Genomic DNA, 26,693 nt, shown 5'->3' on the forward strand with positions numbered 1-26,693 from the left:
CGGACGGAACGGGAGGTCATTCGGACGGGACGACGGCGGCGAACACGGTCTGCTCGCCCTTGGTGCAGGTGGTGCCGCCCTGCGCGGCGGGCGGCCCGGACGTGCACAGCCAGCCGTTCACCGTCTCGTTCACCGCGTCGTTCGAGCCGGCGCCCTGGCGCCCGGCGATCATGCGGTGGAAGTCGGTGACCAGCTGGGTCGCCGCCACGCAGCTGACGCCGCTCGAACCACTGTCGAAGACGTAGAGGGTCAGCCCGCTGGCGGCGGTGATGGTGCCGCACGCACCGGGAACGGTCGGCGGCACGGCGGCCGGCTTCGACGCCGGGCCGGGTACGGACGAGCCGGAGGCGGCGGGCGGCGGAGGCGGCGTCCCGGTCGTCGCGGACGACGGTGCCGCGGACGTCGGGGACGGCGGCGGGGGAGCGGCGGACGGGGCCGGGTCGCCGGAACAGGCGGCGAGCGCGGGCGCGATGAGGCAGGCCGCGAGCAATCGCCGCCACGTCCTCGTGGTGGTCGGGTGGGGCACCGCGATCCTTCCTCCCCGGTCGGGCCGGCCAGGTCGTTCTGGCCCATCCGGGCCGGGGCCCCGTGGATCGGCTCGCCCAGGGGTGTGCCGGAGATTACTCCAGCCGGGTGGCGGGCGTGTCCGGTGGCTCCCGTTTGTGTGTCCACAGTGGACGGTTAACATCCCGTTCACGCTCCGATACACAAGGCTGCCATCAAGAATCGATCGGTCTAATTCCCGCTGCCGCCGTTAACATCCCGGCTCCGGGTGCCGACGATCCGAGTGGAAGCCGGCGAGCTTCCCGTCCCCGATACCCCGCCCCGACCCCGTGAGAGCGATGAACGCCGTCACCAGCACCGAAGAACCGTCCCGCCCGCCGACCGTCCCCAACACCGTCATCTGGTGCTGCGGCCGCCCGTACGTCCTCGAGTCCGGGCCCGGCCGGGCCCGCTGGGTGGGCACCGACGGCCGCGGCCGTCCCGAGGCCCTGAGCAGCGCCGAACTGCAGCGACGCGGCTGGAGCCACCGCCGCGCGTGCTGAGCCCCGAGCTCTAGGGTGGGCTGGTGAGCACAGCCGCCCCAGAACCAGCTCAAGCGAACACCCCGAGCGCCGAGCCGTCGCTGCTGCGACAGGCCTTCAACGTCCCCAACATGCTGTCGCTGCTGCGGCTGGCCGGCGTGCCGGTCTTCCTCTGGCTGCTGCTCGGCCCGGAGGAGGACGGCTGGGCGCTCGCGGTGCTCGTGTTCAGCGCGCTGACCGACTGGCTCGACGGCAAGCTGGCCCGCTGGCTCAACCAGATGTCGCGGCTCGGCGCGCTGCTGGACCCGGCGGCCGACCGGCTCTACATCCTCGCGACGCTCGTCGCGTTCCTGGTCCGCGAGATCATCCCCTGGTGGGTCGTGGTCCCGCTGGTGCTGCGCGAAGCCGTTCTCGGCGTGTGCGTCCTGACGTTGCGCCGCCGCGGCTTCGCGCCGCCGGAGGTCACCTACATCGGCAAGGGCGCGACCTTCGTCCTGATGTACGCCTTCCCGTTCCTGCTGCTCGCGCAGGGCGGCTCGGACGTCGCGGCGGTGTCCCGGCCCATCGGCTACGCCTTCACGATCTGGGGCGGCGTCCTCTACGTCTGGTCCGGTGTCCTCTACGTCGTGCAGGCGCGGACCGCGCTGCGCGGGGCCGCCGGCGACTGAGCGCGACCGTTCCGCCGGGTCGTGCCGAGCTGCTGGGCCGAGTGGGTGTAAGACTTCGCCCAGCAGATTTCGCCAGTGAGGGCATGAAAGGGGACCGGCGGTGTCCGTTCCTGAAGAGCTTCGCTACACCGAGGAACACGAGTGGGTCGCGACCCGCGGCGAGGACACCCTCGTCCGGATCGGCATCACCGAGTACGCGCAGGACCAGCTCGGCGACGTCGTGTTCGTCGACCTGCCCGAGGTCGGCCGCCAGGTGGGCGGGGGCGACGTCTTCGGCGAGGTCGAGTCGACGAAGAGCGTTTCGGAGCTGTTCGCGCCGGTCGACGGCGAGATCGTCGCCGTCAACGACGCGGTCGCCGACTCGCCCGAACTGATCAACAGCGACCCCTACGGCGAGGGCTGGCTGATCGAGATCCGGCTCGACGACCCGTCGGCGCTCGAAGCCCTGCTCGAAGCCGAGGCGTACGACGCGTTGATCAAGGGCTGAACCCCCGGCCGACCTCGGATTCCGGCCGGTCGGGGCCATTCGCTCACGGTTCGGGATCCCGGGGCTCGGAGAAGCGATCAGGCACGGTACGTTGGCGGCTACACGTTCTTGAAGTACTGGCAACACAGCATGTGTGGAGGAGAGCTCAGGTGAGCACGAACGACGGGCCGGGCGGCGTTCCCCCGGAGCAGTCTCCGGAGCGGACCTCTGTCTTCCGGGCCGACTTCCTGGCCGAAGCCGAAGGCCGCGAGTCCGCCCCGGCCGCCGAAGCCCCGGTCCAGGGCGTCGACGCCCTGCCCGCGGGTTCGGCTCTGCTGGTCGTGAAGCGGGGCCCGAACGCGGGCTCGCGCTTCCTGCTCGACCGCGACACCACCAGCGCCGGGCGTCACCCGGACAGCGACATCTTCCTGGACGACGTCACGGTTTCGCGGCGGCACGCCGAGTTCCGGCGTGAAGGCGGGGAGTTCGTCGTCATCGACGTCGGCAGCCTCAACGGCACCTACGTCAACCGCGAGCCGGTCGACCAGGCCGTCCTCGCCGGCGGCGACGAAGTCCAGATCGGGAAGTTCCGCCTGGTCTTCCTGACCGGCCCGGGGCACGGGGGCCAGGGGGCGCAGTGACGGCGGCCGGGCGGCCACAACGGGACGGGTTGAGCATCGGGGCGGTCCTGGCGCAGCTGCGCCACGACTTCCCCGACGTCACCATCTCCAAGATCCGGTTCCTCGAGGCGGAAGGCCTGGTCCAACCGGGCCGGACGCCCTCGGGTTACCGGCAGTTCGCCGCGGCGGACGTGGAGCGGCTCAAGTTCGTCCTGGCCGCCCAGCGGGATCACTACCTCCCGTTGAAGGTCATCAAGGAGCAGCTGGACGCGGCGGACTCGGGTGCCGGGCCCGTCGCGGCCTTGCCGCGCCCGCCGCGCCGGCTGGTGCCGATCGACGCGCCGGCCGACAACGTCGGCCTGCCGGTGGCGGACGACTTCGCCGCCGGCCGGGAGCTGCGCCTGACCCAGGAGGAGCTCCTGGCGCAGGCCGGCATCGACGCGCCCGCCCTGGCCGAACTGCAGCAGTACGGCCTGGTCCGGTCCGGTCCTGCGGGGTTCTTCGACCCGGACGCGGTGCTGGTCGCGCGCACGGTGAAGGCGCTGACCGAATTCGGTATCGAGCCGAGACATCTGCGCGCCTTCCGTGCCGCGGCCGACCGCGAGGTCGGGCTGTTGGAGCAGATCGTGACCCCGGTGTACCGGCATCGTGACCCGGAGGCCAAAGCGCGGGCCGACGAGGTGGTCCGGGAGCTCGCGGCACTGTCGGTGACCCTGCACACGCTCCTCGTGAAGGCCGGAATCCGTGGCGCCACGGGTTGTTGAGCCGTAACGGGGCGGTGAGATCTTCTTTGCGGTCCCATGTCAATGACTGAATGTTCGGCACCTCATGCCGTACCGTGAGAACAACGGTTTGCGGTAGGCGAGCCGAGAGTGTCCGACAGCGAGCACAGCGCACGGATGACGGGTAGCGTCGGGAGTGAACGGCGCAGTGCGGTTCCAGCGCTGAAGCCCGTGTGCACGAGAGGGAGGCGAAGCCCGATGAGCGAAATGCGCGTCGTCGGTGTGCGGGTCGAGCTGCCCGCGAATCAGCCGATCTTGCTGCTGCGGGAAACCGAAGGCGAACGGTACCTGCCGATCTGGATCGGCTCGGTCGAAGCGACCGCCATCGCGTTGGAGCAGCAAGGGGTCCGCCCCGCCCGCCCGCTCACCCATGACCTGCTGAAAGAGGTCATCGGGGCGTTGGGCCGCGAGCTGGAGCAGGTCGTGATCACCGACCTGAAGGAAGGCACGTTCTTCGCCGAACTCGTCTTCGACGGCGACATCCGGGTGTCCGCCCGGCCGAGCGACTCGGTCGCGCTGGCCCTGCGGATCGGCGTCCCCATCCACGCCGTGGACGCGGTGCTGGAAGAGGCCGGCCTGATCATCCCGGACGAGCAGGAGGACGAGGTCGAGAAGTTCCGCGAGTTCCTCGACTCGGTCTCCCCGGAAGACTTCCGCGGAGCGGACACCTAAGCCGCTTCGCGCTTGCCTTGACGCCGACGTCAACGTCTACCGTCGGGGCATGCGGATCGGAGAGCTGGCCAAGCGCACGGGTACGACTACCCGTGCGCTTCGCTTTTACGAGGACCAGGGCCTCCTCGCGGCCCGTCGCGCGGCGAACGGCTACCGCGAGTACGACGAGGACGACCTCCAGCTGGTCACGGAGATCCTGAAGCTGCAGACGGTCGGCCTGTCCCTCGACGAGACGAGGCCCTTCGTCGACTGCCTGCGCAGCGGCCACGAGACCGGCGACTCCTGCCCGAGCTCGATCGAGATGTACCGGCGCAAGCTCGCGGAGGCCGACGCGGTCCTCGCCCGCCTCGGCGCGATCCGCGCCGAACTCGCCGTGAAGCTCGCCGAGGCCCTCGCCCGGCAGGAGCCGGGCCTCGCGCCTGATCCGTGCGTCGTCCCCGAACGTCTCTGAAGGAGCCCTGTCATGTCCGAAATCGCCCCAGAGGTCACTGACGTCACCGATGCGACGTTCGCCGCCGAGGTGCTGGGCGGCGACGTCCCGGTGCTGGTCGAGTTCTGGGCCACCTGGTGCCCGCCGTGCCGGATGATCGCGCCCGTGCTGGCCGAGCTGGCCCGCGAACGCGCCGGTACCCTCGCCGTGCGCAAGATCAACTCGGACGAGAACCCGGAGGCGACCCGCGCGTACCAGGTCATGTCGCTGCCGACGATGATCCTCTTCTCGGGCGGTGAGCCGGTGCTGACCGTCGTGGGGGCGCAGCCGAAGGCCCGGCTCGAGGAACGCCTCGACCGGGCCCTCGACGCTCAGGGAGCGGTCGCCCGGGCGAACGTGTCGGCGACCTCCCGGCCGTAGAGCTCCAGGTCCAGCGACGGGTCGGCCGTGTAGGCCGCCGCCACGCCGTCGATCGCCTGGGCGATCGACATCGCCATCACCTCGGGTGTGAACGCGCCGAACGCGCCCTCGGCCTGGCCCTGCTTGAGCTGGCGGGCCAGGCCGTGCACCCGCATGTCGTCGACCAGGACCTTCGTCATCGCCCAGTTCTCGGCGTCGTCGGCGTTGGCGGCCATCTCCGTCAGCACCCGCACGCAATCCGGGTACGCGCGCAGGAACGCGATCGACGTCTCGATGTGCGCCCGCAGGTAGCCGGCACGGTCGGCCGGGTCCAGGCCGCCGCCGGTGCGTTCCCGGAGGAACGCGTTCTTCGTCTCGACGACCGTGCTCAGCACCGCCTGCATCAGGCCGGCCTTGTTGGTGAAGTGGTACGAGATCATCCGGGTGCTGCTGAGCCCGGCGCGTTCGCGGATCTTGGCGAACGTGGCCTTGCGGTACCCGAGGTCGTTGATGACGCCGATCGTCGCGCCGAGGATCTGCGCGCGGCGCGCGGCCTCGGTCACGCTGAGGCCCAGTTCGGCCATGAGTTCGGTCTTTACTTGCATGAGTAAAAATTAACACGACTGAGTAAAAGCGTCCAGGAGGTTTGAACCACTGCCTCCGGGGTACGGCGAACGGCTCAAACGCTCATCCGACCGTTGAGGCTTGCCGCGCGTCGCGTTGACCGGCCCTGTCCGGGCGCTTACCGTCGAAGGAGGTAAATCGCCACGATGTGATTCACGGTCTGGGGCCGGATCGTGGCGGTTGATCTCCGGTGGGTCCCGCTCTGGGTCCTGTCCGGCTGTCATTCGCCGGCCGCCTGGTCGGGCGAGGGGAGGCTTGCGTGGTCGAGGCTGGTTCCGAGAAGCAGCCTGTTCAGGTCGCGGCTGGTGAGCAGGGTGAACTGTTCCCCGACGACTCGCTGCCTGACGAGCTCGTGGGCTACCGCGGTCCGGCCGCGTGCCAGATCGCCGGGATCACCTACCGTCAGCTCGACTACTGGGCCCGGACGAAGCTGATCGCGCCCAGTATCCGCACCGCGCACGGCTCCGGCTCGCAGCGGCTGTACTCGTTCAAGGACATCCTGGTCCTCAAGGTCGTCAAGCGGCTGCTGGACACCGGGGTCTCATTGCAGAACATCCGGGTCGCGGTCGACCACCTGTCCGTCCGCGGGGTCCGCGACCTCGCGAAGGTCACCCTGTTCTCCGACGGCACCACGGTCTACGAATGCACCTCGCCGGAGGAGATCGTCGATCTGCTCCAGGGCGGCCAGGGCGTGTTCGGCATCGCGGTCAGCGGGGCGATGCAGGAGATCAGCGGCACCATCCACGAGTTCCCGGCCGAACGCGCCGACGGTGGCATCGTCGAGGCGCACGAACCGGACGAGCTCACCCAGCGCCGCAACGCCCGTCGTACCGGGTGATCATCTCCGCGGCAGCCGGAGTAAGGTGATCCGGGCAGTCGACGAAACCGCGCGGGAGAGTCCGGACCACAACCTCGAGTCCGGCGCCGAAGGAGCAAATCCTCCCCGGAACCTCTCAGGCACCCTGGACCGCGCGGTCTAGACGCCTCTGGAAAGCGGGTCGTCAGGACACAGCCTGATGGCCCCGCCGACGGTGCAAGCCCGGCTCAACCTCGGGCGAAACTCTCAGGCGCCCCTTCGGGGTACGGACAGAGTGGGGAGGGTACGGCTTCGGGCTCGCAGGCTCGCCCGTCGCCTACCTGGTGTTTTGTGGGGGTGCAACCCCCACGCCCCGCCCGGCGGGCTCTGCCCCCGGACCCCCCGGCCGTGGTCATGTTCGCAGGAGGCCGTCGTGGAGCCGTCACTCGCCTCTCTGGAACAGGGCATTCCCTTCGCTGACCGGCACATCGGGCCCGGTCCGGACGAACTCCGCCACATCCTCGACGTCATCGGCGTCGCCTCCCTCGACGAACTCGCCGAGCGGGCCGTTCCCGAGTCGCTGCGCGCGTCCGCCGAGCCTCTCGACCTGCCGCCCGCGGCTACCGAAGCCCAGGCGCTCGCCGAACTGCGGGCGCTGGCCGCGCGGAACCGGCCGATGGCCCAGATGATCGGCCTCGGCTACCACGACACCGTGACCCCGCCGGTGATCCGCCGCAACGTGCTCGAGAACCCGGCTTGGTACACCGCCTACACGCCCTACCAGCCGGAAATCTCGCAAGGCCGGCTCGAAGCGCTCCTCAACTTCCAGACGATGATCGCCGACCTGACCGGCCTGCCCGTCGCGAACGCGTCCCTGCTCGACGAGGCCACCGCCGCGGCCGAGGCGATGACGCTCGTCCGCCGTGCCGGCAAATCGGCGTCCCACCGGTTCGTCGTCGACGAGGACACCCTGCCCCAGACCCTCGCCGTGCTCCGGACCCGTGCCGAGCCGCTGGGCATCGAGCTGGTCGTCGAAGACCTGTCCCAGGGCTTGACCGGCCTCGGCCTCGGCGGCGACTTCTTCGGCATCCTGCTGGCCTACCCGGGCGCCTCGGGCGCGGTCCGCGAGTTCGACTTCACCATCGCCGACGCCAAGAAGCACGGCGCGGCGGTGATCGTCGCCGCCGACCCGCTCGCCCTGACGTTGCTGCGGCCGCCCGGCGAGCTGGGCGCCGACGTCGCGATCGGCTCGACGCAGCGGTTCGGCGTCCCGCTGGGCTTCGGCGGGCCGCACGCGGCGTACCTGGCCGTCCGCCGGGGTTTGGAGCGGCAGCTGCCCGGGCGGCTGGTCGGCGTCGCGAAGGACGCCGACGGCGCGCCCGCGTACCGGCTGGCCCTGCAGACCCGCGAGCAGCACATCCGCCGCGAGAAAGCGACGTCGAACATCTGCACCGCGCAGGTCCTGCTGGCCGTGATGGCGTCGATGTACGTGGTCTACCACGGCCCCGACGGGCTGCGCGGGATCGCGCTGCGGGCCCACCGGATGGCGACCGTGCTCGCGGCCGGCCTCTGCGAGGGCGGGGTCGAAGTCGTGCACGGCGAGTTCTTCGACACGATCACCGCGGCGGTGCCGGGCCGCGCGGCCGAGGTCGTCGCCACGGCCCGTGACCTCGGGCTGAACCTGCGGCGGATCGACGACGACCACGTCGGCGTCGCCTGCGACGAGACGACCACACGCGAACGGCTTTCGCTGGTGTGGAAGGCGTTCGGCGTCTCGGTGTCCGATGTGGACGGCCTGGACGAGGACACCGCCGACGCGCTCCCGGCGCCACTGCGGCGCACGAGCGCGTTCCTGGGCCACCCGGTCTTCCACGCCCACCGGTCCGAAACCGCGTTGCTGCGGTACCTGCGGGAACTGTCCGACAAGGACGTCGCGCTCGACCGCAGCATGATCCCGCTCGGCTCGTGCACGATGAAACTCAACGCCACCGCGGAGATGGAACCGGTCACCTGGCCGGAGTTCGCCGGCCTGCACCCGTTCGCGCCGGCCGACGACGCCGCGGGCCTGCTGACGGTCGTCGCGGACCTCGAGGCCTGGCTGGCCCGGATCACCGGCTACGACGCGGTTTCCCTGCAGCCCAACGCCGGCAGCCAGGGTGAGTTCGCCGGCCTGCTGGCCATCCGCGCGTACCACCGCTCGCGCGGCGAGGGGGAGCGCGACGTCTGCCTGATCCCGGCCAGCGCGCACGGGACCAACGCCGCCAGTGCCGTGATGGCCGGCATGCGCGTGGTCGTGGTCCGCTGCGACGACGGCGGCAACATCGACCTCGGGCACCTGAAGTCCACAGTGGACGAGCACCGCGCCGACCTCGCGGCCGTCATGATCACCTACCCGTCGACGCACGGGGTCTACGAGGACACCGTCGGCGAGGTCTGCGCGCTGGTGCACGACGCCGGCGGCCAGGTGTACGTCGACGGCGCCAACCTCAACGCCCTCATCGGCGTGGCGCAGTACGGCCGGTTCGGCGCCGACGTCTCGCACCTCAACCTGCACAAGACGTTCTGCGTCCCGCACGGCGGCGGCGGGCCGGGTGTCGGCCCGATCGGCGTCCGCGCGCACCTCGCGCCATTCCTGCCGAACCACCCGCTGCAGCCCGCCGCGGGACCGGCGACCGGCGTCGGCCCGGTCAGCGCGGCGCCGTGGGGCAGCGCGTCGATCCTGCCGATCTCGTGGGCGTACATCCGGATGATGGGCGCGTCCGGGCTTCGCCGGGCGACGCTCGTCGCGGTGGCCAACGCCAACTACGTCGCGCGGCGGCTCGGCGAGCACTACCCGGTGCTCTACGCCGGCCACGAAGGACTCGTCGCGCACGAGTGCGTCCTCGACCTCCGCCCGCTGACGAAGGCCACCGGCGTCACGGTCGACGACGTCGCCAAGCGGCTGGCGGACTACGGCCTGCACGCGCCGACGATGTCGTTCCCGGTCCCGGGCACGCTCATGGTGGAGCCGACCGAGAGCGAGGACCTGGCCGAGCTGGACCGTTTCTGCGCGGCGATGATCGCGATCCGCGCCGAGATCGACCGGGTCGCGGCGGGGGAGTGGCCTCTGGCGGACTCGCCCCTGCGGCACGCGCCGCACACGGCGCGCTGCGTCACCGGCGAGTGGGACCGGCCCTACAGCCGCGAAACGGCGGTGTTCCCGGCCGGCGTCGGCGCGGCGAAGATCTGGCCGCCGGTGCGTCGCATCGACGGCGCGGCAGGTGACCGGAGCCTCGTCTGTTCCTGCCCGCCGCCGGAGGCGTTCGCCTAGGTCCGGGCTTGCGCCGGCCTCACAGGGGCGGGAGGTAGGTTGGCGCCATGGCGAGTGGTGGTGGTCCGGATCGGACGTCCGTGGTCGTGACCGGGGGCAGCGGCTTCATCGGCCGCGCCGTCGTGCGTGCCTTCCGCGAGCGGGGCGTTCCGGTGACCGTCGTCGACCGGGTGCCGTTCCCGGACGAGCCGGCCGGCGTCCGCGTGGTGACCGGCGAACTCCGCGACGCGGCCGTCCGCGAAGAGGCCGTCACGCCGGAGACCGCGGCCATCGTGCACCTCGCCGCGCTGACTTCCGTGCTGCGCTCGGTCGAACTGCCGGAGCAGACCTTCGCCGACAACGTCCTCGTGACGCAGGAACTGCTGGAACTGGCCCGGCGCCTCGAAGTGCCGGGCTTCGTGCTCGCGTCGACGAACGCGGTGATCGGCAACGTCGGCGGCGCGACCATCACGCCGGACCTGCCGCCGCGGCCGCTGACGCCCTACGGCGCCACCAAAGCGGCGTGCGAAATGCTGCTGTCCGGCTACGCGGGCGCGTACGGCATGACGACGTGTGCCTTGCGGTTCACCAACGTCTACGGACCGGGAATGTCCCACAAGGACAGTTTCGTGCCGCGGATGATGCGCGCGGCGCTGAACGGCACCGGCGTCCGCGTCTACGGCGACGGGCAGCAGCGTCGCGACCTCGTGCACGTCGACGACGTCGTCCACGCGATCACCCTGGCCGTCGACAGCGGCTACTCCGGCACCGCGATCGTCGGCGCCGGCAAGTCGGTTTCGGTGCTGGAAATGGTCGAAGCCGTGCGCGAGGTGACCGGCGCGGAGCTGCCGGTGCAGCACGTCGACGCGCCGGCGGGGGAGATGCCCGCGGTGGTCGTCGACGTCTCGGGCAGCGCGGAGACGATCGGCTACCGGCCGTCGATGTCCCTGACCGACGGGCTCGCCACGGCGTGGAAGTACTTCTCCGGTCTCGAGCGTCCGAACGCGACGGAGTGACCGCGGGCGTGTCCGGTTTCCTCCGCCGCCACTGGCTTCTGCTCCTGCTGCTGGTCCCGGCGATCGTCCTGCGGGTGCTCACCTGGCTCGCCTACCGGCCGGCCCTGCTCTACATCGACTCGTTCCGCTACATCGACAACCTGCACGCACTGCGCGCCGACCAGCTCGACCCGATCGGGTACGACCTGGTGCTGCGCCCGCTGCTGGCGGTCGGCGGCCTGGCGTGGGTCGCGGCCGCGCAGCACGCCGGCGGCCTGCTGATCGCGATCGGCGTCTACGCGCTCGTGCTGCGCCTCGGCGGCCGCCCGTGGGTCGGCGCGCTCGCCGCGGCCCCGGTGCTGCTCGACGCCTACCAGCTGCAGATCGAGCAGAACGTCATGTCCGAGGTCGTCTTCGAGGCGGTGCTGCTCGGGCTGCTCTGGGTGCTGCTCGGCCGCGGCGCCCCCGGCTGGAAGCGTGCCGGGATCGCGGGGCTGCTCGTCGGCTTCGCCGTGCTCGTGCGGCTGATCGGCATCTCGCTGGCCCTGCCGCTGCTGGTCTACCTGGTCGTCGCCGGGGGCGCGTGGCGGTACTGGGCGGGCTGGCGCCGCGCGGGCGCCGGCCTGCTGGGGATCCTCGTCGTGGTCGTGCCCTACTCCGCGCGGCTGCACTCCGAGACCGGCAAGTGGGGCCTGACCGGGCCGTCGGGGAACATGCTCTACGGCCGCACCGCCGCCGTCGCCGACTGCGCGAACCTGCACCTGGCGCCGGAGCTGCAGGTGTTCTGCCCGGCCGAACCGCGCGAGACGCGGCTCGTGGACAACTACACCCACGCCGACCTCGACCCGAACTGGCCCGGCCCGCTGCCGCCCGGCGCGGACAAGGCGGCGCTCGCGCACCGGTTCGCGATCGAGGTGCTCAAGGCCCAGCCCGGCGACGTCGCGGGCGCGGTCCTGGACGACTTCGCCAAGAGCTTCGCCTGGACCCGCGAGCAGGACCCGACCGACGTCCCGCTGGACCGCTGGCAGTTCCAGCTCACCTACCCGCAGTGGGCCGACCGGTCCCTGATCGACCTGGTCACGCTGCAGAACGACGGCGTCGTCGCGAGCGTGGACGAGCCGCTGGCCGCTTTCCTGCGCGACTACCAGCTGAACGGCGGCTACGTCCCGGGCGCGGTGTTCGGCATCGGCGCGCTCCTGGGGCTGCTGACGGTGTTCCGGCGCAAGCGGCCCCTCGACGCGGCCCGCGCGGGCGCGCTGCTGGCGGCGTCGAGCGGGCTGATCCTGCTGTTCGCCTCGGCGGTGTTCCTGTTCTCCTGGCGCTACCAGATCCCGGCACTCGTGCTGCTGCCGGTCGCGGGCGCGCTCGGCTTCACGACGCTCACTTCGGCCAGCCGGAAACGCCTGGGCGCCTTCCCCGACGACGTCGACACGGGCGCGCTCGACGACTTCCGCGGCCGCCACCCCGACCTGCGGATGTCGTCGCTGGTCGTGGTCATCGCCGCCTACAACGAAGCCGGCGGCATCGGCGGGGTGCTCGAGAAGATGCCGGACGAGTGCCTGGGCCTGCCGGTGGACGTGCTCGTCGTCGTCGACGGCGGCACCGACGACACGGCGGCCATCGCCGAGGACCACGGGGCGTACGTCTGCGTCGCGCCGCGCAACCGCGGCCAGGGTGCCGCGCTGCGCCTCGGCTACCACCTCGCGGCGGAGTCCGGCGCCGAGTACATCGTGACCACCGACGCGGACGGCCAGTACGACAACAGCGAGCTCGAGGCCCTGGCCGGTCCGGTCGTCGACGGCACGGCGGACTTCGTCACCGGCTCCCGCCGCCTGGGCCACGAGGAGGCCGACAGCCGCGTCCGCTGGCTCGGCGTCCGGGTGTTCGCGGTGCTGGCGTCGGTGCTGACCCGGCGCCGGATCACGGACACGTCGTTCGGCTTCCGGGCGATGCGCGCCGAGCTGGCGTGCTCGGTCCCGCTCAACGAGCCGCAGTACCAGTCGTCGGAGCTGATGCTCGGCATCACCGCGCGCGGTTCCCGGGTGGTCGAGCTGCCGATGAGCATGCGGCTGCGCAAGGCGGGCAAGAGCAAGAAGGGCGGCAGCGTCGTCTACGGCGCCAACTACGCGAGAGTCATGACGGGGACGTGGTGGCGGGGCTACGTCCTGCGCCGCGGACGGACGTCGCGCGGGGTGAAGACGAGCGCGTAGCCGCTGGTCACGGCGCTGACGTGGGGGCCGGGGCGCGCGCCGCGTCGCGGCCGAACACCAGCTTGTCGAGCAGGGTGAACTTGACGACGAACACCAGCGCGTAGCTGGCCACGTACGCGCCGTCGACCAGCACGACCCACCACACGTGGGGCAGGTTCAGCGGGGTCAGCAGTGAGCCCGCCAGGGTCGTCAGGCCCACCGAGGCGAGGCCGCCGAGGCCGATCACCGCGAGGTAGGGGAGCAGCTCGCGGCGGACGCGGGGGCGACCGGTGCGGCCCCACACCCAGCGGCGGGTGACCACGAAGTTCAGCACCGCGCCGGCGGCCCAGGCGAGCGTGCTGGCCAGCACCGGGACGCCGCCGCCGGCGAGCACGGCGAGCAGGACGACCTGGCTGAGGACCGTGGCGGCGACGGAGGTCACCGCGGCGCGGCCCAGCCGGGCCCAGCCCCGGCGTCGCGTCGGTGTCTCCGCTGTGCGCTGGCGCACATCGCCGGTTACGGTCGTCATGCGCCCATCCTCCCCGCGGGTCGCGCGCGCCGCCGTCCGACCCCCCTATGCATAGGAGATTCACAGCTCATTGCCAGGTGCTCATCAGCACGTGATCGATAGCGTCGGGTTCTTGCAAGCCTCTGCTACTGAGTGGAATCAGCATGCTTGCCGCGTAAACGAGCAGGAAAGGCGGCACAATGCGAGTGCTGGTTCTCGGCGGTGACGGTTATCTGGGCTGGCCCACCGCGTTGCACTTATCGGACAAAGGCCACGAGGTGGCCGTTCTCGACAATATGGCCCGCCGCGGCTACGACGTCGAGCTCGGCGTCGAAAGCCTGGTCCCCATCGAGTCGCTCACGGACCGGATCGCCGCGTGGGAGGAGGTGTCCGGACGGCGCATCACCAGCTACGAAGGTGACCTGCTCGACGCGGACTTCCTCTTCGACGCCGTCCGCGACTTCGCGCCCGACGCCGTCGTCCACTACGCCGAGCAGCGGTCCGCGCCCTATTCGATGATCGACCGCGAACACGCCGTGTACACGCAGCACAACAATGTGGTCGGCAACCTGAACCTGTTGTACGCGATCGCCGAAATCGACCCCTCGATCCACTTGGTCAAACTGGGCACGATGGGCGAATACGGCACGCCGAACGTCGACATCGAAGAAGGCTGGCTCGACCTCGAGCACAACGGCCGCAAGGACCGCGTGCTGTTCCCGAAACGGCCCGGTTCGTTCTACCACCTGACCAAGGTCCACGACTCGCACAACATCGAGTTCACGTGCCGCGCCTGGGGGCTGCGGGCCACGGACCTCAACCAGGGCGTCGTGTACGGCCAGCGGACCCCGCAGACCGCGCTGGACCCGCGCCTGGCCACCCGCTTCGACTACGACGCCGTGTTCGGCACGGTGCTCAACCGGTTCGTCATCCAGGCGGTGCTGGGACAGCCGCTGACGGTGTACGGCAAGGGCGCGCAGACCCGCGGCCTGATCGACATCCGCGACACCGTGGAGTGCATCCGGCTCGCCGTGGAGAACCCGGCCGAGGCGGGCGAGTTCCGCGTGTTCAACCAGATGACCGAGAGCATGTCGGTCGCCGCGATCGCCGACCTCGTCGCCGAGCGGTTCCCCGGCCCGGTGCAGATCGAGCAGCTGGAGAACCCGCGGACCGAGGCCCCGGAGCACTACTACAACGTGAAGCACACCGGCCTGGTCGGCCTCGGCCTGGAGCCGCACCTGCTGTCGGACACGCTCATCGAGTCGATGTTCGACATCGTCGGGGCCAACAAGCACCGCGTGAACATGGACAAGCTGCGCCCGACCGTCCGCTGGCGGGGCGCGCTCAAGAGCTGAGCCGAGCCGAAGGCGGGCTCCTCCTCGCGGGGAGCCCGCCTTTCGCGCGCGTTCAGCCGGGCATCTTGTCGAGGAAGCCGTGGACGTCGGCGATCTTGCCGTCTTCGAGTTCCACGACGTCGAACCCGATCGCGACCGGCTCGGCGCCGGGGGTGCCGAGGTACCACTGGAACCGCGCGAGGTCGTGGTGGGCGTCGGGCTCGGCGGGCAGGCTGAAGGTGAGCCCGCCGAACTGCGCCTGCGCCCCGGCCACGAACCGGTCGATCCCGTCGTGCCCCCGGACGGCGCCGAGCGGGTCGGTGTAGCCGGCGCCGTCGGTGAAGACGTCGGCGATGAGCGCCCGCCGCTTGCCGGAGTCGGTCTCGTTCCACACGGCGATGTACTGCTCCACAATGGTCCGCACGTCGGTCATGGGATGCTCCCTTTTGCTGGGGGACAACGGGTTGTCGTCGTCCGTCGCTGAGATCCACTGTGGCGCCCGGGCGGCGGCGCGTCGATTACGCGCGAGGTAATGCCGCGACGGCCCCGCCTGCGGGCTCCGATCCGACGGCCGGTGGGTTCCGGATCAGATCGCGCCAGCTCGCCGGCGCGGAAGAGACACCAGCCGTCTCGGGCTGTGCCACCGATGCTCGTCCTGCCGGTTGCCCACCGAGCCATTACCCCCGAAGTAATGGCCGCGCGCCGGTGATCGTCGTAGCGTCGCTCCCGTGACGACTTCGGTGCAGGCGGCCGCGCGGCAGCGGCCGGTGGGTGAGCTGCTGCGGGAATGGCGGGATCGGCGGCGGATCAGCCAGCTGGACCTGGCGATCTCCGCCGACATCTCCACCCGCCACCTCAGCTTCGTGGAGACCGGGCGGTCCAAGCCGAGCCGGGACATGGTGCTGCGGCTCGGGGAGCACCTCGACGTCCCGCTGCGGGAGCGCAACCGGCTGCTGCTCGCCGCCGGGTTCGCGCCCGCCTACACCGAGAGCGCGCTGGGGGATCCCGAGATGAGCGCCGTCCGGCAGGCCGTGCGGCAGCTGCTCACCGGGCACGAGCCGTACCCGGCCGCCGTCGTGGACCGGAACTGGAACCTCGTCGACGCCAACGCCGCCACCGGCCTGTTCGTCGGTGGCCTGGCGCCCGAGCTGACGACCAACGTGCTCCGCGCGACGCTGCACCCGCAAGGCATGGCGCCGCACATCCGGAACCTGGGGGAGTGGCGCGCCCACCTGCTCGGCCGGCTGCGGCGCCAGGTCGGCCAGACCGCGGACGCCGGCCTCGCCGACCTGCTGGCCGAGCTGCGCGGGTACCCGTGCGACCAGCCGGTGCCCGAAGTGGAGGTCCCCGGACCGGGTGACATCTTCGTGCCGCTGGTCTTCCGCCACGAAGGCACCGATCTGACGTTCTTCAGCACGGTGTCCACGTTCGGCACCCCGCTGGACGTCACCGTGGCCGAGCTCGTGATCGAGTCGTTCTTCCCGGCCGACCCGGCGACGGCCGCGTACCTGCGCGAGCGGGCCGCCCGGGTGGGATGATGGGGACTCTCGCGCAGCACCCGAAGTGAGGATCACCGGTTGATGGCCGTTCCGCCTTCGCTAGCCCTGTCCGACGGAGTCCGCATCCCCCAGCTGCTGTTCGGTGTCACCGGACTGAGCGCCGCCGAGACCGGCCGCGCCGTCCGCATCGCCCTCGACACCGGCCACCGCGGCATCGACACCGCACCGGGCACCGAGGAGGCCGTGGGCGCGGTGCTCGCGACGTCGGACGTGCCGCGCGAGGACGTGTTCGTGAGCGTCAAGGTGCCCGTGCAGGGCTACGACGCCACCCGCCGAGCGGCCGACCGGGCCCTGGCCGGCCTGCAGGCCGAACGGGTCGACCTGGCCCTGGTGGACGGCACGAACGGAGCGTTCACCGACACCTGGCGCGCGCTGTCCCGGCTGCGCGCCGACGGCCGCGCCCGCGCGATCGGCGTGGCGGGGTTCAGCGCGGCCGAGCTGCGCCGGCTGATCGACGCCACCGGCATCGTCCCCGCGGTGAACCTCGTCGAGCTGCACCCCTGGCTGCAGCAGGTGCCGCTGCGCGAGTTCCACGACGAGCACGGCATCTCGACCGCTGCGTCGAGCCCGGCCGCGAACAGCGCGCTGCTGTCCGACGAGACGGTCACCGCGCTGGCGGCGAAGTACGGCAAGACCCCGGCCCAGATCGTCCTGCGGTGGCACCTGCAGGGCGGCACGGTCGTCGTGGTCGCGTCCGCCACCACGACCCGGACCCGGGAGCACTTCGGCGTGTTCGACTTCGAGCTGGCCGACGACGACGTCGCGTTCGTGGCCGAGCTCGACAACGGCACCCGCGTGGGGCCGGCCTGAGCGTCAGGCCTTGATGCCCGCGGCGGCGAAGTCGGCCTGCTGGGCGGGCTGCTCGAGGTACTCGCGGAACGTCTGGGCCGCGCGCAGCAGGGTGTCGTCGATACCCGGCCCGGTCAGCCCGACGAACGGGTAGTCCGCCGACCGCGCGGTGGCGACCGACTGGGCGGGGGAGCCGATCATCTCGGGCCTCTTGGTGTTCAGCTCGCTGATCCAGTACGTCGACTCGGGCAGCCAGGCGGTGGGAAGGCCGCCGATCGCGTTGAGGTTGGCCCGGCCGACCAGCGCGTCGAGCACCTGCGACGAAGCCTTGGCCTCGATCATCACGTGCACGCATTGACCGTGGACGACGGTGGCGGCCTGGTTCCAGCGGTCGGCCGCGGCGGTCAGCGGCTTCTGCACGCTCGGGGTGACGATCACGCGCATGTGCGACGTGCCGCTGGAGCAGCTGGCGGCCTGGGCCTCGGCGCGGCTGTTGAGCTCGCTGTCGGCCCAGTTCCAGCCGACGATGCCGAGCCCGATCAGGGCGGCGAGCACGAGGCAGGCGATCGGCCAGCCGGCGATCTTGCGGCGCGGGGCCTTCTTGCCGACGATGCGGTGCGAGCCGGTCGCCTCGGCGCCCTTGCCGAGGGTCCGCTGGGTGCCGGTGTCCTCGCTCCGGGCGGCGGTCCGGTGGGAGCCGGTGTCGTCGCTCCGGTGCGGGCCGGTGCTCTCGCTCCGGCCGGGGACGTGGGAAGTCCCCGTCGGCTCGCCGCGGCCGGCGGCGCGGAAGGAGCCGGTGTTCTCGCCCCGGCGCCCGGCGCGGAACGAACCGGTGTTCTCGCCGCGGCGTGCGGCGCGGGTGGTGCCGGTCGGCTCGGGCGCGGCGCTCTCGTCGGTGGCCTGGAACGAACCGGTGTTCCCGCCACGGCCGGCCGCTCGGAAGGTCCCGGATTCTTCGCCGCGGCGGGAGCGGGTCGCTTCGGGCGTCGCGATCTCGTCGGGGGTCGGAAAAGCCCCGGTGTTCTTGCCGCGGCGGGCGGCGCGGAAAGTCCCGGATTCTTCGCCGCGGCGGGGGGCGCCGGTTTCGGGCGCGGCGGCCTCGTCGGGGGTGGGGAAGGTGCCCGTGTTCTTGCCGCGGCGGGCGGCGCGGAAAGTCCCGGATTCTTCGCCCCGGCCGGGGGAGCGGGGCGGCTCGGGGGTTTCGGTGCGGAAGGTGCCGGTGTTCTCGCCGCGGCGGGGAGCGCGCGGGGCACCGGGGGCCTCGGTCCGGCCGGCGCTCCGGAACGCGCCGGAGTCCTCGCTCGGCTTGCGGAACCAGCCGGTGTCCTCGGTGTGGCCGGGAGCGGGGGCAGGGGTGGCGCCGGTGGCCGGGATGACGGTGGTGGTTTCGGTGGGGTCGGCGGTCCGCGAGGACCCCGAGTTACCACGCCGGCCGGGCATCCGGGACGCGCCGGTCGACTCGCCACGGCCGGCGTTCCGCCGCCGCGCGGGGGGCTCGGCCGGGTTCGGACGCTGCGGGACGGCTCCCGGGCCCTCGACGGGGACGCGCTTCGCCCCGGCGTGGTCCAGCGGGTGTGGCACCGGCTCGTCGGGCCGGGCGTGTCGCCCCATCGTCATCCTTTCGGCGTAAAGAGCAGCCCAAGTACGCGCTGCTATGCAATCAAACCGTTATCACCCTAACAGGTGAGCAACGGGCCGGGAATAATCTAACTCACAGTTGTGTCACGCTCGCGGAGGCCGCCCTGCTGGGCTGACCAGGCTATGGCAGTGCGCGATCAGGCGAGCACGCAAGGGGGCCGATCGGCGGGCGAACCCGGCCTGCGCGCGAGCGTACTCGGCCCGTCCCGCGGCCGTCTCGATCCGCACCGGCGGGTAACCGAGGTCCGCGAGGTCGTACGGGCTCGCCCGCATGTCCAGCTCCCGGATCTCGGCCGCGAGCTCGAAACAGTCGGCGACGAGCTCCGCGGGGACGTACGGGTCGAGCTTGTACGCCCATTTGAAGAGGTCCATGTTGGCGTGCAGGCATCCCGGCTGCTCCAGGGTGACCTGCGCCGCCCGGGTCGGCTCCAGCTCGTTGCGGGGCCGCGCCGGCGGGGTGAAGAACCGGAACGCGTCGAAGTGCCCGCAGCGGATGTCCAGCGACTCGACGACGGCGTCGGTGCCCGGGGACCCGAGCCGGAGCGGAACCTGGTCGTGACGCACGGAATCGGCCGGTTCGCGATAGACCATCGCCCACTCGTGCAACCCGAAACAGCTCAGCCGGGGCGCGCGTGAGGCCGTCGCGCTGAGCAGGCCGAGCACGAACTCGGCCGTCCGCGCCTTGCGTTCGGTGAACCCGGCCGGGTCGAGGACGACGCCGTCCGGCGTTTCGACGTACCCCTTCCGGTCGAGGAAACGCCGCGCCGCGGGCCCGGCGAGCGCGACGCCGGGCCCCGGCTGCCAGCGTTCGAGGTGCCCCGGCCGGTGCGAGTAGTAGGTGAACAGGAAGTCCAGCACCGGGTGCTTCTCGCCCCGGGACTTGCGCTCCTGGTGCGGGACCGTCCACCGCCGCACCCGCTCGGCGTGCGCCGCCTCCCGGGCCAGCCAGTCCGGTTCGGCGAGCACGTCGACCTCGGTCATGCGCCCACGTGGGTGCCGTCGCGCACGGTGCCCACGTACTCCTCGACGAGGTCCTCGAGCGCGACGACGCCGACCGCGTTCCCGGTGGTGTCGAGGGCCCGCGCCAGGTGACTGCCCTCCTTGCGCATCGCCGAGAGCGCGACGTCCAGCCGCGCGTCGGCCCGCAGCTCGGTCAGCTGCCGCGTCTTCGACGCCGGCACCATCGTCGCCGGGTCCTCGCCGGCCAGGTCGAGGACGTCCTTCACGTGGATGTAGCCGGTCAGCCGGCCGTCGTCGGTGCACACCGGGAAGCGCGAGAAGCCGGTCGAGGAGACGACCCGCTCGACGTCGCCGAGGGTCGGCGCGCACGGCAGCGTCGTCAGGTCGGCCGTCGGCACCAGCACGTCGGACACCGTCTTCTGGACCGAGGACAGCGTCTGCGTGAGCCGCCGGTGCTCGGACTGGTCGATCAGGCCCTCCCGGCGCGACTCGCTGAGCAGCTCGGCCAGCTCGTCGGACGTGTAGGCCGTCTCCAGTTCGTCCTTCGGCTCGACCTTCACCGCACGCAGCAGCGAGTTCGCGACGAAGTTCAGCAGCCAGATGAACGGGTTCGCGATCTTGACCCAGCCGACGTGCACCGGCACCAGCCAGAGCGCGAGCTTCTCGGGTTCGGCGATGGCGAGGTTCTTCGGCACCATCTCGCCGATCAGCACGTGCAGCACGGTGATGAAGGCCAGCGCGATGGCGAACGAGATCGGGTGCAGCAGGCTCTCGGGCAGGCCGAGCAGGTCGAAGAACGCCGAGAGCCGGTGCGCGACGGCGGGCTCGCCGAGGCGGCCGAGCAGCAGCGAGCAGATGGTGATGCCCAGCTGCGCGCCGGCCAGCATCAGCGACACGTGCTTGCTCGCGTTGATCACGATCTTCGCGCGCGTCTTGCCCTGCTCCAGCAGCGCTTCGAGCCTGTCCCGCCGTGACGAGATCAGCGTGAACTCCGCGCCCACGAAGAAGGCGTTGGTCAGCAGCAGGAGCACCACGAGGAGGATGTTCAGCCAGTCGCTCACGAGGCCACCTCGCTTTCGGCGGTCTTTTCGGCCGGCTCGGCGTCGCGGACCGGGGCCACTTCGACCTCGGCGACGCGGCGCTTGTCCATCGTGGTCACGGTGAGCCGCCAGCCGTCGACCTCGGCGGCGTCACCCTCGGAGGGGATCTTGCCCAGCCGCTCGAGGATGAGCCCGGCGATGGTCTCGTAGTCGCCGTCCGGCATCCGGAACCCGGTGACGTCGGTGACCTCGTCGGGGCGCAGCTGCCCGGACACCAGCCAGCTGTCGGTGCCGACCTGCTGCGACGCGGGGGCCTCGCGGTCGTCGTGCTCGTCGCGGACGTCGCCGATGATCTCCTCGACCACGTCCTCCAACGTCACGAGCCCGGCCGTGCCGCCGTACTCGTCGACGACGATCGCCAGCTGGAACCGCGAGTCGCGCAGGCGGTTGAGCAGGTCGTCACCCGGCAGGGACTCGGGCACGGTCGGCACCGGCCGCATGACCGAGCCGATCGGCACGTTCGCCCGCTCGGCGGCGGGCACCGCAAAGGCCTGCTTCACGTGCACCGCGCCGCGGACGTCGTCGAGGTCGTCGGCGTGCACCGGGAACCGCGAGAACCCGGTGCGGCTCGAGATGGCGATGAGGTCCTCGATGGTGTCGTCCACCTCGAGCGCCTCCAGCTGCACGCGCGGCGTCATCAGCTCCTCCGCGGTGCGCTCGCCGAACCTCAGCGAGCGGTCCAGCAGCTCCGCGGTGGACGTGTCGAGCGTGCCGCTCTCGGCGCTGGAGCGCACGATCGAGCCCAGCTCCTGCGGCGACCGCGCGGACCGCAGCTCTTCCTGCGGCTCGACGCCGAACTTCCGCACCAGGAAGTTGGCGCTGTTGTTCATCAGGGTGATGAGCCAGCGGAACAGCAGCGAGAACCGCGAGTGGTAGCCGGTGACCGCGCGGGCGGTCGGCAGCGGGCGGGCGATCGCCAGGTTCTTCGGCACCATCTCGCCGAGGATCATCGACAGGGAGGTGGCGATGACCAGGGCGAGCACGACCGACGCGCCGGCCGCGAACGCCGTCGGCAGGCCGATGCCGGTGAGCAGCGGCCGGACCAGCTCCCCGATCAGCGGCTCGGCGAGGTAACCGGTGATGAGCGTGGTCAGGGTGATCGCGACCTGGGCGCCGGACAACTGGAACGAGAGCGTCCGGTGGGCCTTCTGCACGGTCAGCGAGCGTCGGTCGCCGACCTGGCGGACGTTGGCGTCGACCGTGCTGCGCTCCAGCGCGGTCAGCGAGAACTCGGCCGCGACGGCGAGCCCGGTGCCGACCGTCAGCAGCACGAAGACGAAGACGCCGAGGACGGCGAAGAGGATTTGGGTCATTCCACACCCGCCGGAACGGCGGTGGGCGAACCTATCGGACAGCCGGGTCGGTCACCCGGCCCGGTACTGTCACCGGGTGACTGCGCTGCGCGCACGAAACGGTCACTCCTAGCAGGAAATCGACGTGTACTGCGATTATGGGGTGAATCTTAACGTGTCCCCGGCATCACGCGCGGGCCCATCGGTGTGTCGGCGCGCTCACCTCGCCCGATGATCGGCGCGGCCGCCGCCCGAGCAGCCCCGGCGAGCCGGGCCGTGGGACCGGCGCCGCGGCCGACCGCGACCGTCGGGTCGAACAGGCCGAGCCCCTGCCGGTCGTCCATCCAGGGGCGCACGATGTCGATCAGCCGTCAGGTCAGCGGCTCGGTGACCGGGCCGGCCAGGCCGAGCGCGGTGGCGAGGTCCCGGCTGTGCACGGCGTCCGGCGCGTCCAGTCGTCGGCGCCGGCGGCATGAACGGCCTCGCCGAACGCCCGGACGGCCTGGCCGTGTGCCTCGAGGAGATCCACGCGGGCCGGGGGAACACGGCGGCTCAGGTGGTTCCGGGTCGGTGTCGCCGCACCGTCTCCTCGACGAGGTCGAGCACCGGCCCGAGGCCGGCGCCGGGCAGGCCCATGGCCAGGTGCGAGACGAGTCCTTCGAGGACGAGTTCGAGGAACGCGGTGAGAACGTCGACGTCGACGTCGTCACGCAGGTTCCCGGCCTCCCGCTGGCGCAGCAGGCGCAATCGGGTGGCGGTGGTCAGCTGTTCGGAGCGCTCGGCCCAGCGGGCGCGGAACTCCGGGTCGGTGCGCAGCCGCCGGGACACTTCGAGGCGGGTGCCGAGCCAGTCGGCGGGGTGCTCGCCGTCGCCGGCCAACAGGTCCCGCATGACCTGGACCAGGCCCTGTTCGGCGACGACGTCGGCCATCCGGATGGCGTCGTCCTCGGCGAGGGCGAGGAAGAGCGACTCCTTGTCGCGGAAGTGGTGGAAGATGGCGCCGCGGGACAGGCCGGTGGCTTCCTCCAGGCGCCGGACTGTGGCACCTTCGTAGCCATAGCGTGCGAAGCACACACGCGAGCCGTCGAGGATCTGGCGCCGTCGTGCGTCGAGGTGATCCTGGCTTACGCGGGGCATCCGACGATCCTGGCACCGCGGACCCGGATCTCGCAATCCGTACGTACGTCTTGTGACCCGGAGTGCCCGGGAACCACCCGAAGGCTCCCTGCGTCGGAAGGTTGCGGCGATTCGCTGACACGGAATGAGACGGTTGGCTAGTCTTTGCACCATCACGGTGGGTGAACTGAGGGGCAGGTGCGGGGCGTGATCATCGGCGAAGCCGGACAGGCGGCGCAGGCGCTGTGGGGTGACGCGTTCGCGAACTCCGCACCGGTGTACGGCGGCGGAGGCCAGGGCGGCCAGTTCAAGATGGACCCGGCCGAACTGAACACGGTGATCGGCCAGTGGGAGGACCTGCTGGACCAGATCGTCGAGGACGGGCAGAAGATCGTGCGGATGACCAGGAACCTGAAGCTGGCACCCGCCAAGGATCCGGTGAGTGCGAGCTACGCGAGTACGACCCTGCTTTCGCTCAGCGCGTTGCAGAACCAGAACGACTCGATGCGCACGTATGCACAAGGCTACGTCAAGAAGCTCAAGGAAGCCCAGTCCAAGACCGTGGCGACCGACCAGGGCATGTCCGACACCTTCAAGTCGAAGACGACATGAAGGTGACTCGTACCGCTCCAGGGCTCGCCGTCGGGGGGATCCTGGTTTCCGCGTGCCTGCTCTTGTCGGCCTGCACGACCACGACCGGTGGCGCAGCCAGTCCGGCACCGTCGGAGTCGGAGTCGTCGGCGCCGCCCACGGCCTCGGCGGATCCCGAGGTGCCCAAGGTTCAGGCGGCACCGCTCGACGTCGGGAAATACGCGACGGACCCGTGCGCTCTCGTCCCGGCGGGTGTGCTCACACCCCTGCGATACACCGATCAAGGCGATTACCTGCCGAAGGGTGATGCCCCGGACACGGCCGCGGGCCCGTCGTGCCGTTGGAAGATCCGCGGTGAAGGCATCGGGCTTCAGGTGATCCTCGAAACCGGCAATCGCGAAAGCGGGCAGGGGGGCCTCGCGGGCCTCTACGCCGCGTACCGGAGTGGCGTGCTGATCAAGTTTTTGGAGCGCGCTCCCGATATCGAGGGCTATCCGACGATCTACGTCGACATCTCGGACCGCCGCGCAAACGGGAACTGCGCGATTGCCGTGGGTGTGGCGGACGACCTGTCGATCGGTGTTTCCGCCGAGGGCTATCAGGGGCAGGACGATTCCTGCGGCGCAGCGACACAGGCCGCGGCCGCGGCGATCAAGGCACTCAAGGGGGCTTGACGAGTGGACGGCAAGCAGATCTACGACAACTTCAAACAAGGTGATACGTCCGGCCTTCACGGCATGGCGTCGGATGTCGACAGCCTTTCGTCGGCGTACATGGAACGCGGCACCACCATCAAGGCGCTCCAGTCGCGCATGATGGAGTCGTGGACCGGCGACGCAGCCGACTCGGCGAACGCCGGAGCGGGTCCGATGGAAAAAGCCTTCTACGACAGCGCGGCACCGCTCGACATGACCAAGGCCTCCGTCGACACGCAGGCCGCGGTCTTCGACAACTCGAACAACGCCGTTGTCGAGATTCCGCCCAAGCCGGACAAGCCCAGCCCGTGGTCTGTGGGGCTCAAGGCCGCCATTCCGATCGCCGGGCCGTTCATGGCGCAGGACGACATCAACGATTACCAAACCGGCATCGCGAAATACAACGCGGCCAACGAAACCAATGTCCGCGTGATGGACCAGTACAGCAGTGCCACCAGCGGCACGAAGGCCGTGTTGCCCACCGAATACGGCATTCTCGAGAGCGACGGCGCCGCGATCTCCGTCAACACGCCGAAGACGCCCACGCGGGTCGGGCTGAACGAGCGGACCGACAAGACCGGCTGGGGCGAGCAGCCGCCGCCGGATTCCGGCCGGAGCAACGGGACCGACGACCACACCTCGACCACGAGCGTCGACACCACGCACACCGGCGGACCCGACAAGCCCGGCGGCACCGGGGGCACCGGGGGCACTGGGGGAACCGGCGGTACGGGTGGCACCGGGGGTACTGGCGGCACCGGCGGCACGGACACCACCCACACGACCGGCACCGGCACGACAGGCACACCCGGCACCAACCTGCCCGGCCGGTTGCCCCAGGGGCAGCAGCCCGGTGACCGCCCCGGCAAGACGCCGCCCGGGACCGGTGGGGTCGACTTCTACCCGACCGGTACCGGCGGAGGCGGCGGGGGTCAGAACTACTCCAACAGCTTCGGCGAACCCGGCGGCTCCGGCACGGGAACCGGTCCTGGCGGGCGCGGTCCCAGCAGTGGCTCCGCGGGTGGACGGCTCCTCGACTCCAGTGGCCGCCCGATCGGTGGCTCCGGCACGGGCAGTGGTGCCGGAAGCGGTGGCACCGGCGGTGGTTCCGGCGCGGCGGGGGAGCGTGGGCTCGGCGGCGGGCGCGGTTCCGGCATGGGCAGTCTCGGCAACGCGGCCGCCGCGGAGGCGGCTGCCGCTCGGGCGGCCGGTGGGCGGTCCGGGCAGATGGGGCCGATGGGTGCCGGCGGGCGGCGTGGCGAGGGTGAGGAAGATGATGAGCACCAGCGGCCGGACTTCCTGATCGAAGCGGACCCGGACGCGATCTTCGGCACCGACCAGCGGACCAGTCCGCCGGTCATCGGCGAGTAGGACGAGTGGGCGGGGTGGACGTGGCAACAGGCCGGGTGGACGTTCCGGTCGAGGCGCTGGCCGCGCTGGCCGAGCGTGAGCAGCTCGGCCAGCTGCACCTCACCCTGCGCCCGGAGCCCCTGTGGCTCTCGGACGAGGAGCGCGACGAGGCCGATCACCGGATCGACGCCGCGCTCGCGGAGGCCGGGCTGATCGACGCGCGCGGGCGGGCGTCGGTCGACTTCCTCGACTGGCTCCCGTTGCTGGTGACGCCGGCGCGGGAGTGTTACGGCTGGGTCGGCACCGGCGGGCACACCTACGGGGTGCTCGCCGCCGCGAAGGGGCTGCAGGCGGTGCTCGCGGTCTCCGACGGCGCGCACGTCGGCGTCCAGGAGATCGACCGGAACCGGCTCGCCGAATCGCTCGTCGAGCAGCTGCCGCCGGTCGGGCCCGGCGGCGGCAACCCGCGCACGGTCCGGGTGGCGGACCTGACCGACGCCGCCCGGCGCGGTCAGGACGCCTACCCGCTGTCCCCGGCGATCGCCGACGTCGTCAGCTTGGTCCAGCGGCCGGTCACCGGCAGCGGCGAGCTCTACGTCGGCCGCCGGGACGAGGTCGGCCGCCACACCTGCCTGCAGCAGCCGCTGCACTACGCCGACACGGACTGGGGCCGCTACCTCAGCTACACCTCCGGCGCGGGCGACGACGAGGTCATCCACATCGGCCCGGCCGGCCCCCGCGAGCTGGCCGACACCCTCACCGAGCTGGCCGGCTCCCTGAACTGAGCCCACTGGGCTGATCCGAAA

29 protein-coding genes and 1 riboswitch are annotated in these 26,693 nt (G+C 71.3%); of the genes, 19 read left to right on the plus strand and 10 right to left on the minus strand.

Going from position 1 to position 26,693, the window contains the following annotated elements:
- Positions 1-16: 16 nt before the first annotated feature.
- Positions 17-526, minus strand: a complete 510-nt coding sequence (locus tag OG494_RS11800) for a hypothetical protein (protein ID WP_328454857.1) — start codon at positions 524-526, stop codon at positions 17-19.
- Between the two features lie 316 nt (positions 527-842).
- Here OG494_RS11800 and OG494_RS11805 point away from each other — a divergent pair, with 316 nt between their 5' ends.
- The 8 genes from OG494_RS11805 to trxA all read left to right on the plus strand — a co-directional run bounded on the left by OG494_RS11805 (position 843) and on the right by trxA (position 5,083).
- Positions 843-1,046, plus strand: coding sequence for a hypothetical protein (locus tag OG494_RS11805; RefSeq protein WP_328454859.1), 204 nt, complete (start codon positions 843-845; stop codon positions 1,044-1,046).
- Between the two features lie 23 nt (positions 1,047-1,069).
- Positions 1,070-1,693: a CDP-alcohol phosphatidyltransferase family protein gene (locus OG494_RS11810; protein ID WP_328454861.1), complete on the plus strand. Its 624-nt coding sequence runs from the start codon at positions 1,070-1,072 to the stop codon at positions 1,691-1,693.
- 100 nt (positions 1,694-1,793) lie between these two features.
- Positions 1,794-2,180: a glycine cleavage system protein GcvH gene (gene gcvH / locus OG494_RS11815; RefSeq protein WP_328454863.1), complete on the plus strand. Its 387-nt coding sequence runs from the start codon at positions 1,794-1,796 to the stop codon at positions 2,178-2,180.
- A gap of 149 nt (positions 2,181-2,329) precedes the next feature.
- On the plus strand, positions 2,330-2,800 hold the full coding sequence (gene garA, locus OG494_RS11820) for a glycogen accumulation regulator GarA (protein WP_328454865.1): 471 nt from the start codon (positions 2,330-2,332) through the stop codon (positions 2,798-2,800).
- Positions 2,797-3,543, plus strand: coding sequence for a transcriptional regulator FtsR (gene ftsR / locus OG494_RS11825; RefSeq protein ID WP_328454867.1), 747 nt, complete (start codon positions 2,797-2,799; stop codon positions 3,541-3,543). The genes garA and ftsR overlap by 4 nt, the downstream gene beginning before the upstream one ends.
- Before the next feature lie 216 nt (positions 3,544-3,759).
- Positions 3,760-4,233, plus strand: coding sequence for a bifunctional nuclease family protein (locus OG494_RS11830; RefSeq protein WP_009078856.1), 474 nt, complete (start codon positions 3,760-3,762; stop codon positions 4,231-4,233).
- 49 nt (positions 4,234-4,282) lie between these two features.
- Positions 4,283-4,684, plus strand: coding sequence for a MerR family transcriptional regulator (locus tag OG494_RS11835; protein ID WP_328454879.1), 402 nt, complete (start codon positions 4,283-4,285; stop codon positions 4,682-4,684).
- A 12-nt stretch (positions 4,685-4,696) separates the two neighbouring features.
- Complete coding sequence (gene trxA, locus OG494_RS11840) at positions 4,697-5,083, plus strand: thioredoxin (protein ID WP_328454881.1); 387 nt, start codon at positions 4,697-4,699, stop codon at positions 5,081-5,083.
- Here the strand turns inward: trxA and OG494_RS11845 are convergent.
- On the minus strand, positions 5,035-5,667 hold the full coding sequence (locus OG494_RS11845; RefSeq protein WP_328454883.1) for a TetR/AcrR family transcriptional regulator: 633 nt from the start codon (positions 5,665-5,667) through the stop codon (positions 5,035-5,037). The two genes, trxA and OG494_RS11845, sit on opposite strands and share 49 nt — an antisense overlap.
- Before the next feature lie 278 nt (positions 5,668-5,945).
- Here OG494_RS11845 and OG494_RS11850 point away from each other — a divergent pair, with 278 nt between their 5' ends.
- From OG494_RS11850 to OG494_RS11865, 4 genes are all read left to right on the plus strand, one after another.
- The gene (locus OG494_RS11850) at positions 5,946-6,524 is read left to right on the plus strand and encodes a MerR family transcriptional regulator (protein WP_328454885.1); all 579 of its coding nucleotides are present in this window, start codon (positions 5,946-5,948) and stop codon (positions 6,522-6,524) included.
- 42 nt (positions 6,525-6,566) lie between these two features.
- A riboswitch (glycine riboswitch) is annotated at positions 6,567-6,666 on the plus strand.
- Between the two features lie 249 nt (positions 6,667-6,915).
- Positions 6,916-9,792: an aminomethyl-transferring glycine dehydrogenase gene (gene gcvP / locus OG494_RS11855; protein ID WP_328454887.1), complete on the plus strand. Its 2,877-nt coding sequence runs from the start codon at positions 6,916-6,918 to the stop codon at positions 9,790-9,792.
- Positions 9,793-9,839: 47 nt separating this feature from the next.
- Complete coding sequence (locus OG494_RS11860; protein ID WP_328454889.1) at positions 9,840-10,787, plus strand: NAD-dependent epimerase/dehydratase family protein; 948 nt, start codon at positions 9,840-9,842, stop codon at positions 10,785-10,787.
- Positions 10,788-10,795: 8 nt separating this feature from the next.
- Positions 10,796-12,976 (plus strand): glycosyltransferase family 2 protein, encoded by a 2,181-nt coding sequence (locus OG494_RS11865; protein ID WP_328454891.1) that lies wholly within the window; start codon positions 10,796-10,798, stop codon positions 12,974-12,976.
- Positions 12,977-12,983: 7 nt separating this feature from the next.
- On the opposite strand, the gene OG494_RS11870 is transcribed toward OG494_RS11865, so the two are convergent.
- Complete coding sequence (locus tag OG494_RS11870) at positions 12,984-13,484, minus strand: GtrA family protein (protein ID WP_328454893.1); 501 nt, start codon at positions 13,482-13,484, stop codon at positions 12,984-12,986.
- A gap of 179 nt (positions 13,485-13,663) precedes the next feature.
- Here OG494_RS11870 and OG494_RS11875 point away from each other — a divergent pair, with 179 nt between their 5' ends.
- The gene (locus OG494_RS11875; RefSeq protein ID WP_328454895.1) at positions 13,664-14,818 is read left to right on the plus strand and encodes an NAD-dependent epimerase/dehydratase family protein; all 1,155 of its coding nucleotides are present in this window, start codon (positions 13,664-13,666) and stop codon (positions 14,816-14,818) included.
- Positions 14,819-14,870: 52 nt separating this feature from the next.
- Here the strand turns inward: OG494_RS11875 and OG494_RS11880 are convergent, their stop codons facing one another.
- On the minus strand, positions 14,871-15,230 hold the full coding sequence (locus OG494_RS11880; RefSeq protein WP_328454897.1) for a nuclear transport factor 2 family protein: 360 nt from the start codon (positions 15,228-15,230) through the stop codon (positions 14,871-14,873).
- A gap of 295 nt (positions 15,231-15,525) precedes the next feature.
- On the opposite strand from OG494_RS11880, the gene OG494_RS11885 reads away from it, so the two are divergent.
- A complete protein-coding gene (locus OG494_RS11885) occupies positions 15,526-16,335 on the plus strand; it encodes a helix-turn-helix domain-containing protein (RefSeq protein ID WP_328454899.1) in 810 nt (269 codons plus the stop codon).
- Positions 16,336-16,377: 42 nt separating this feature from the next.
- A complete protein-coding gene (locus OG494_RS11890; RefSeq protein ID WP_328454901.1) occupies positions 16,378-17,166 on the plus strand; it encodes an aldo/keto reductase in 789 nt (262 codons plus the stop codon).
- Positions 17,167-17,169: 3 nt separating this feature from the next.
- Here OG494_RS11890 and OG494_RS11895 read toward each other — a convergent pair whose 3' ends face one another.
- The 6 genes from OG494_RS11895 to OG494_RS11920 form a co-directional block, all read right to left on the minus strand.
- A complete protein-coding gene (locus tag OG494_RS11895; RefSeq protein WP_328454903.1) occupies positions 17,170-18,756 on the minus strand; it encodes a hypothetical protein in 1,587 nt (528 codons plus the stop codon).
- Positions 18,757-18,867: 111 nt separating this feature from the next.
- Positions 18,868-19,764, minus strand: coding sequence for a 3-methyladenine DNA glycosylase (locus OG494_RS11900; protein ID WP_328454905.1), 897 nt, complete (start codon positions 19,762-19,764; stop codon positions 18,868-18,870).
- Positions 19,761-20,804, minus strand: coding sequence for a hemolysin family protein (locus tag OG494_RS11905; protein ID WP_328454907.1), 1,044 nt, complete (start codon positions 20,802-20,804; stop codon positions 19,761-19,763). Before OG494_RS11905 ends, OG494_RS11900 begins: the two co-directional genes overlap by 4 nt.
- Entirely contained in the window at positions 20,801-22,156 is a 1,356-nt protein-coding gene (locus tag OG494_RS11910; protein ID WP_328454909.1) for a hemolysin family protein, read from the minus strand. Before OG494_RS11910 ends, OG494_RS11905 begins: the two co-directional genes overlap by 4 nt.
- Before the next feature lie 149 nt (positions 22,157-22,305).
- On the minus strand, positions 22,306-22,479 hold the full coding sequence (locus OG494_RS11915) for a hypothetical protein (protein WP_328454911.1): 174 nt from the start codon (positions 22,477-22,479) through the stop codon (positions 22,306-22,308).
- Positions 22,480-22,687: 208 nt separating this feature from the next.
- Positions 22,688-23,272 carry a TetR/AcrR family transcriptional regulator gene (locus OG494_RS11920; protein WP_247051955.1) on the minus strand — a complete coding sequence of 195 codons (585 nt, stop codon included), beginning with the start codon at positions 23,270-23,272 and terminating at the stop codon, positions 22,688-22,690.
- Positions 23,273-23,458: 186 nt separating this feature from the next.
- Between OG494_RS11920 and OG494_RS11925 the strand changes: the two genes are divergently transcribed.
- Genes OG494_RS11925 through OG494_RS11940 form a run of 4 tightly spaced genes read left to right on the plus strand, consistent with a single transcriptional unit; the run spans position 23,459 to position 26,672 of the window.
- Positions 23,459-23,863, plus strand: coding sequence for a hypothetical protein (locus OG494_RS11925; protein ID WP_328454914.1), 405 nt, complete (start codon positions 23,459-23,461; stop codon positions 23,861-23,863).
- Complete coding sequence (locus OG494_RS11930; RefSeq protein ID WP_328454916.1) at positions 23,860-24,516, plus strand: DUF3558 domain-containing protein; 657 nt, start codon at positions 23,860-23,862, stop codon at positions 24,514-24,516. The genes OG494_RS11925 and OG494_RS11930 overlap by 4 nt, the downstream gene beginning before the upstream one ends.
- Positions 24,517-24,519: 3 nt before the next feature.
- Positions 24,520-25,908 (plus strand): hypothetical protein, encoded by a 1,389-nt coding sequence (locus OG494_RS11935; RefSeq protein ID WP_328454918.1) that lies wholly within the window; start codon positions 24,520-24,522, stop codon positions 25,906-25,908.
- A gap of 35 nt (positions 25,909-25,943) precedes the next feature.
- Positions 25,944-26,672 (plus strand): ESX secretion-associated protein EspG, encoded by a 729-nt coding sequence (locus tag OG494_RS11940; RefSeq protein WP_328458924.1) that lies wholly within the window; start codon positions 25,944-25,946, stop codon positions 26,670-26,672.
- Positions 26,673-26,693: the final 21 nt, after the last annotated feature.

It is taken from the genome of Amycolatopsis sp. NBC_00438 (assembly GCF_036026695.1).
Taxonomy (GTDB): Bacteria; Actinomycetota; Actinomycetes; order Mycobacteriales; family Pseudonocardiaceae; genus Amycolatopsis.

Bases quoted from the DNA above. Each gene is read 5' to 3' on its own strand.
- OG494_RS11845 (WP_328454883.1), bottom strand. From the start codon at position 5,667: ATGCAAGTAAAGACCGAACTCATGGCCGAACTGGGCCTCAGCGTGACC.
- OG494_RS11900 (WP_328454905.1), bottom strand. From the start codon at position 19,764: ATGACCGAGGTCGACGTGCTCGCCGAACCGGACTGGCTGGCCCGGGAG.
- OG494_RS11915 (WP_328454911.1), bottom strand. From the start codon at position 22,479: ATGGACGACCGGCAGGGGCTCGGCCTGTTCGACCCGACGGTCGCGGTC.
- OG494_RS11860 (WP_328454889.1), top strand. From the start codon at position 9,840: ATGGCGAGTGGTGGTGGTCCGGATCGGACGTCCGTGGTCGTGACCGGG.
- OG494_RS11890 (WP_328454901.1), top strand. From the start codon at position 16,378: ATGGCCGTTCCGCCTTCGCTAGCCCTGTCCGACGGAGTCCGCATCCCC.
- OG494_RS11830 (WP_009078856.1), top strand. From the start codon at position 3,760: ATGAGCGAAATGCGCGTCGTCGGTGTGCGGGTCGAGCTGCCCGCGAAT.
- OG494_RS11895 (WP_328454903.1), bottom strand. From the start codon at position 18,756: ATGGGGCGACACGCCCGGCCCGACGAGCCGGTGCCACACCCGCTGGAC.
- OG494_RS11870 (WP_328454893.1), bottom strand. From the start codon at position 13,484: ATGACGACCGTAACCGGCGATGTGCGCCAGCGCACAGCGGAGACACCG.
- OG494_RS11875 (WP_328454895.1), top strand. From the start codon at position 13,664: ATGCGAGTGCTGGTTCTCGGCGGTGACGGTTATCTGGGCTGGCCCACC.
- OG494_RS11880 (WP_328454897.1), bottom strand. From the start codon at position 15,230: ATGACCGACGTGCGGACCATTGTGGAGCAGTACATCGCCGTGTGGAAC.
- OG494_RS11930 (WP_328454916.1), top strand. From the start codon at position 23,860: ATGAAGGTGACTCGTACCGCTCCAGGGCTCGCCGTCGGGGGGATCCTG.
- OG494_RS11910 (WP_328454909.1), bottom strand. From the start codon at position 22,156: ATGACCCAAATCCTCTTCGCCGTCCTCGGCGTCTTCGTCTTCGTGCTG.
- trxA (WP_328454881.1), top strand. From the start codon at position 4,697: ATGTCCGAAATCGCCCCAGAGGTCACTGACGTCACCGATGCGACGTTC.
- OG494_RS11805 (WP_328454859.1), top strand. From the start codon at position 843: ATGAACGCCGTCACCAGCACCGAAGAACCGTCCCGCCCGCCGACCGTC.
- OG494_RS11835 (WP_328454879.1), top strand. From the start codon at position 4,283: ATGCGGATCGGAGAGCTGGCCAAGCGCACGGGTACGACTACCCGTGCG.
- OG494_RS11920 (WP_247051955.1), bottom strand. From the start codon at position 23,272: ATGCCCCGCGTAAGCCAGGATCACCTCGACGCACGACGGCGCCAGATC.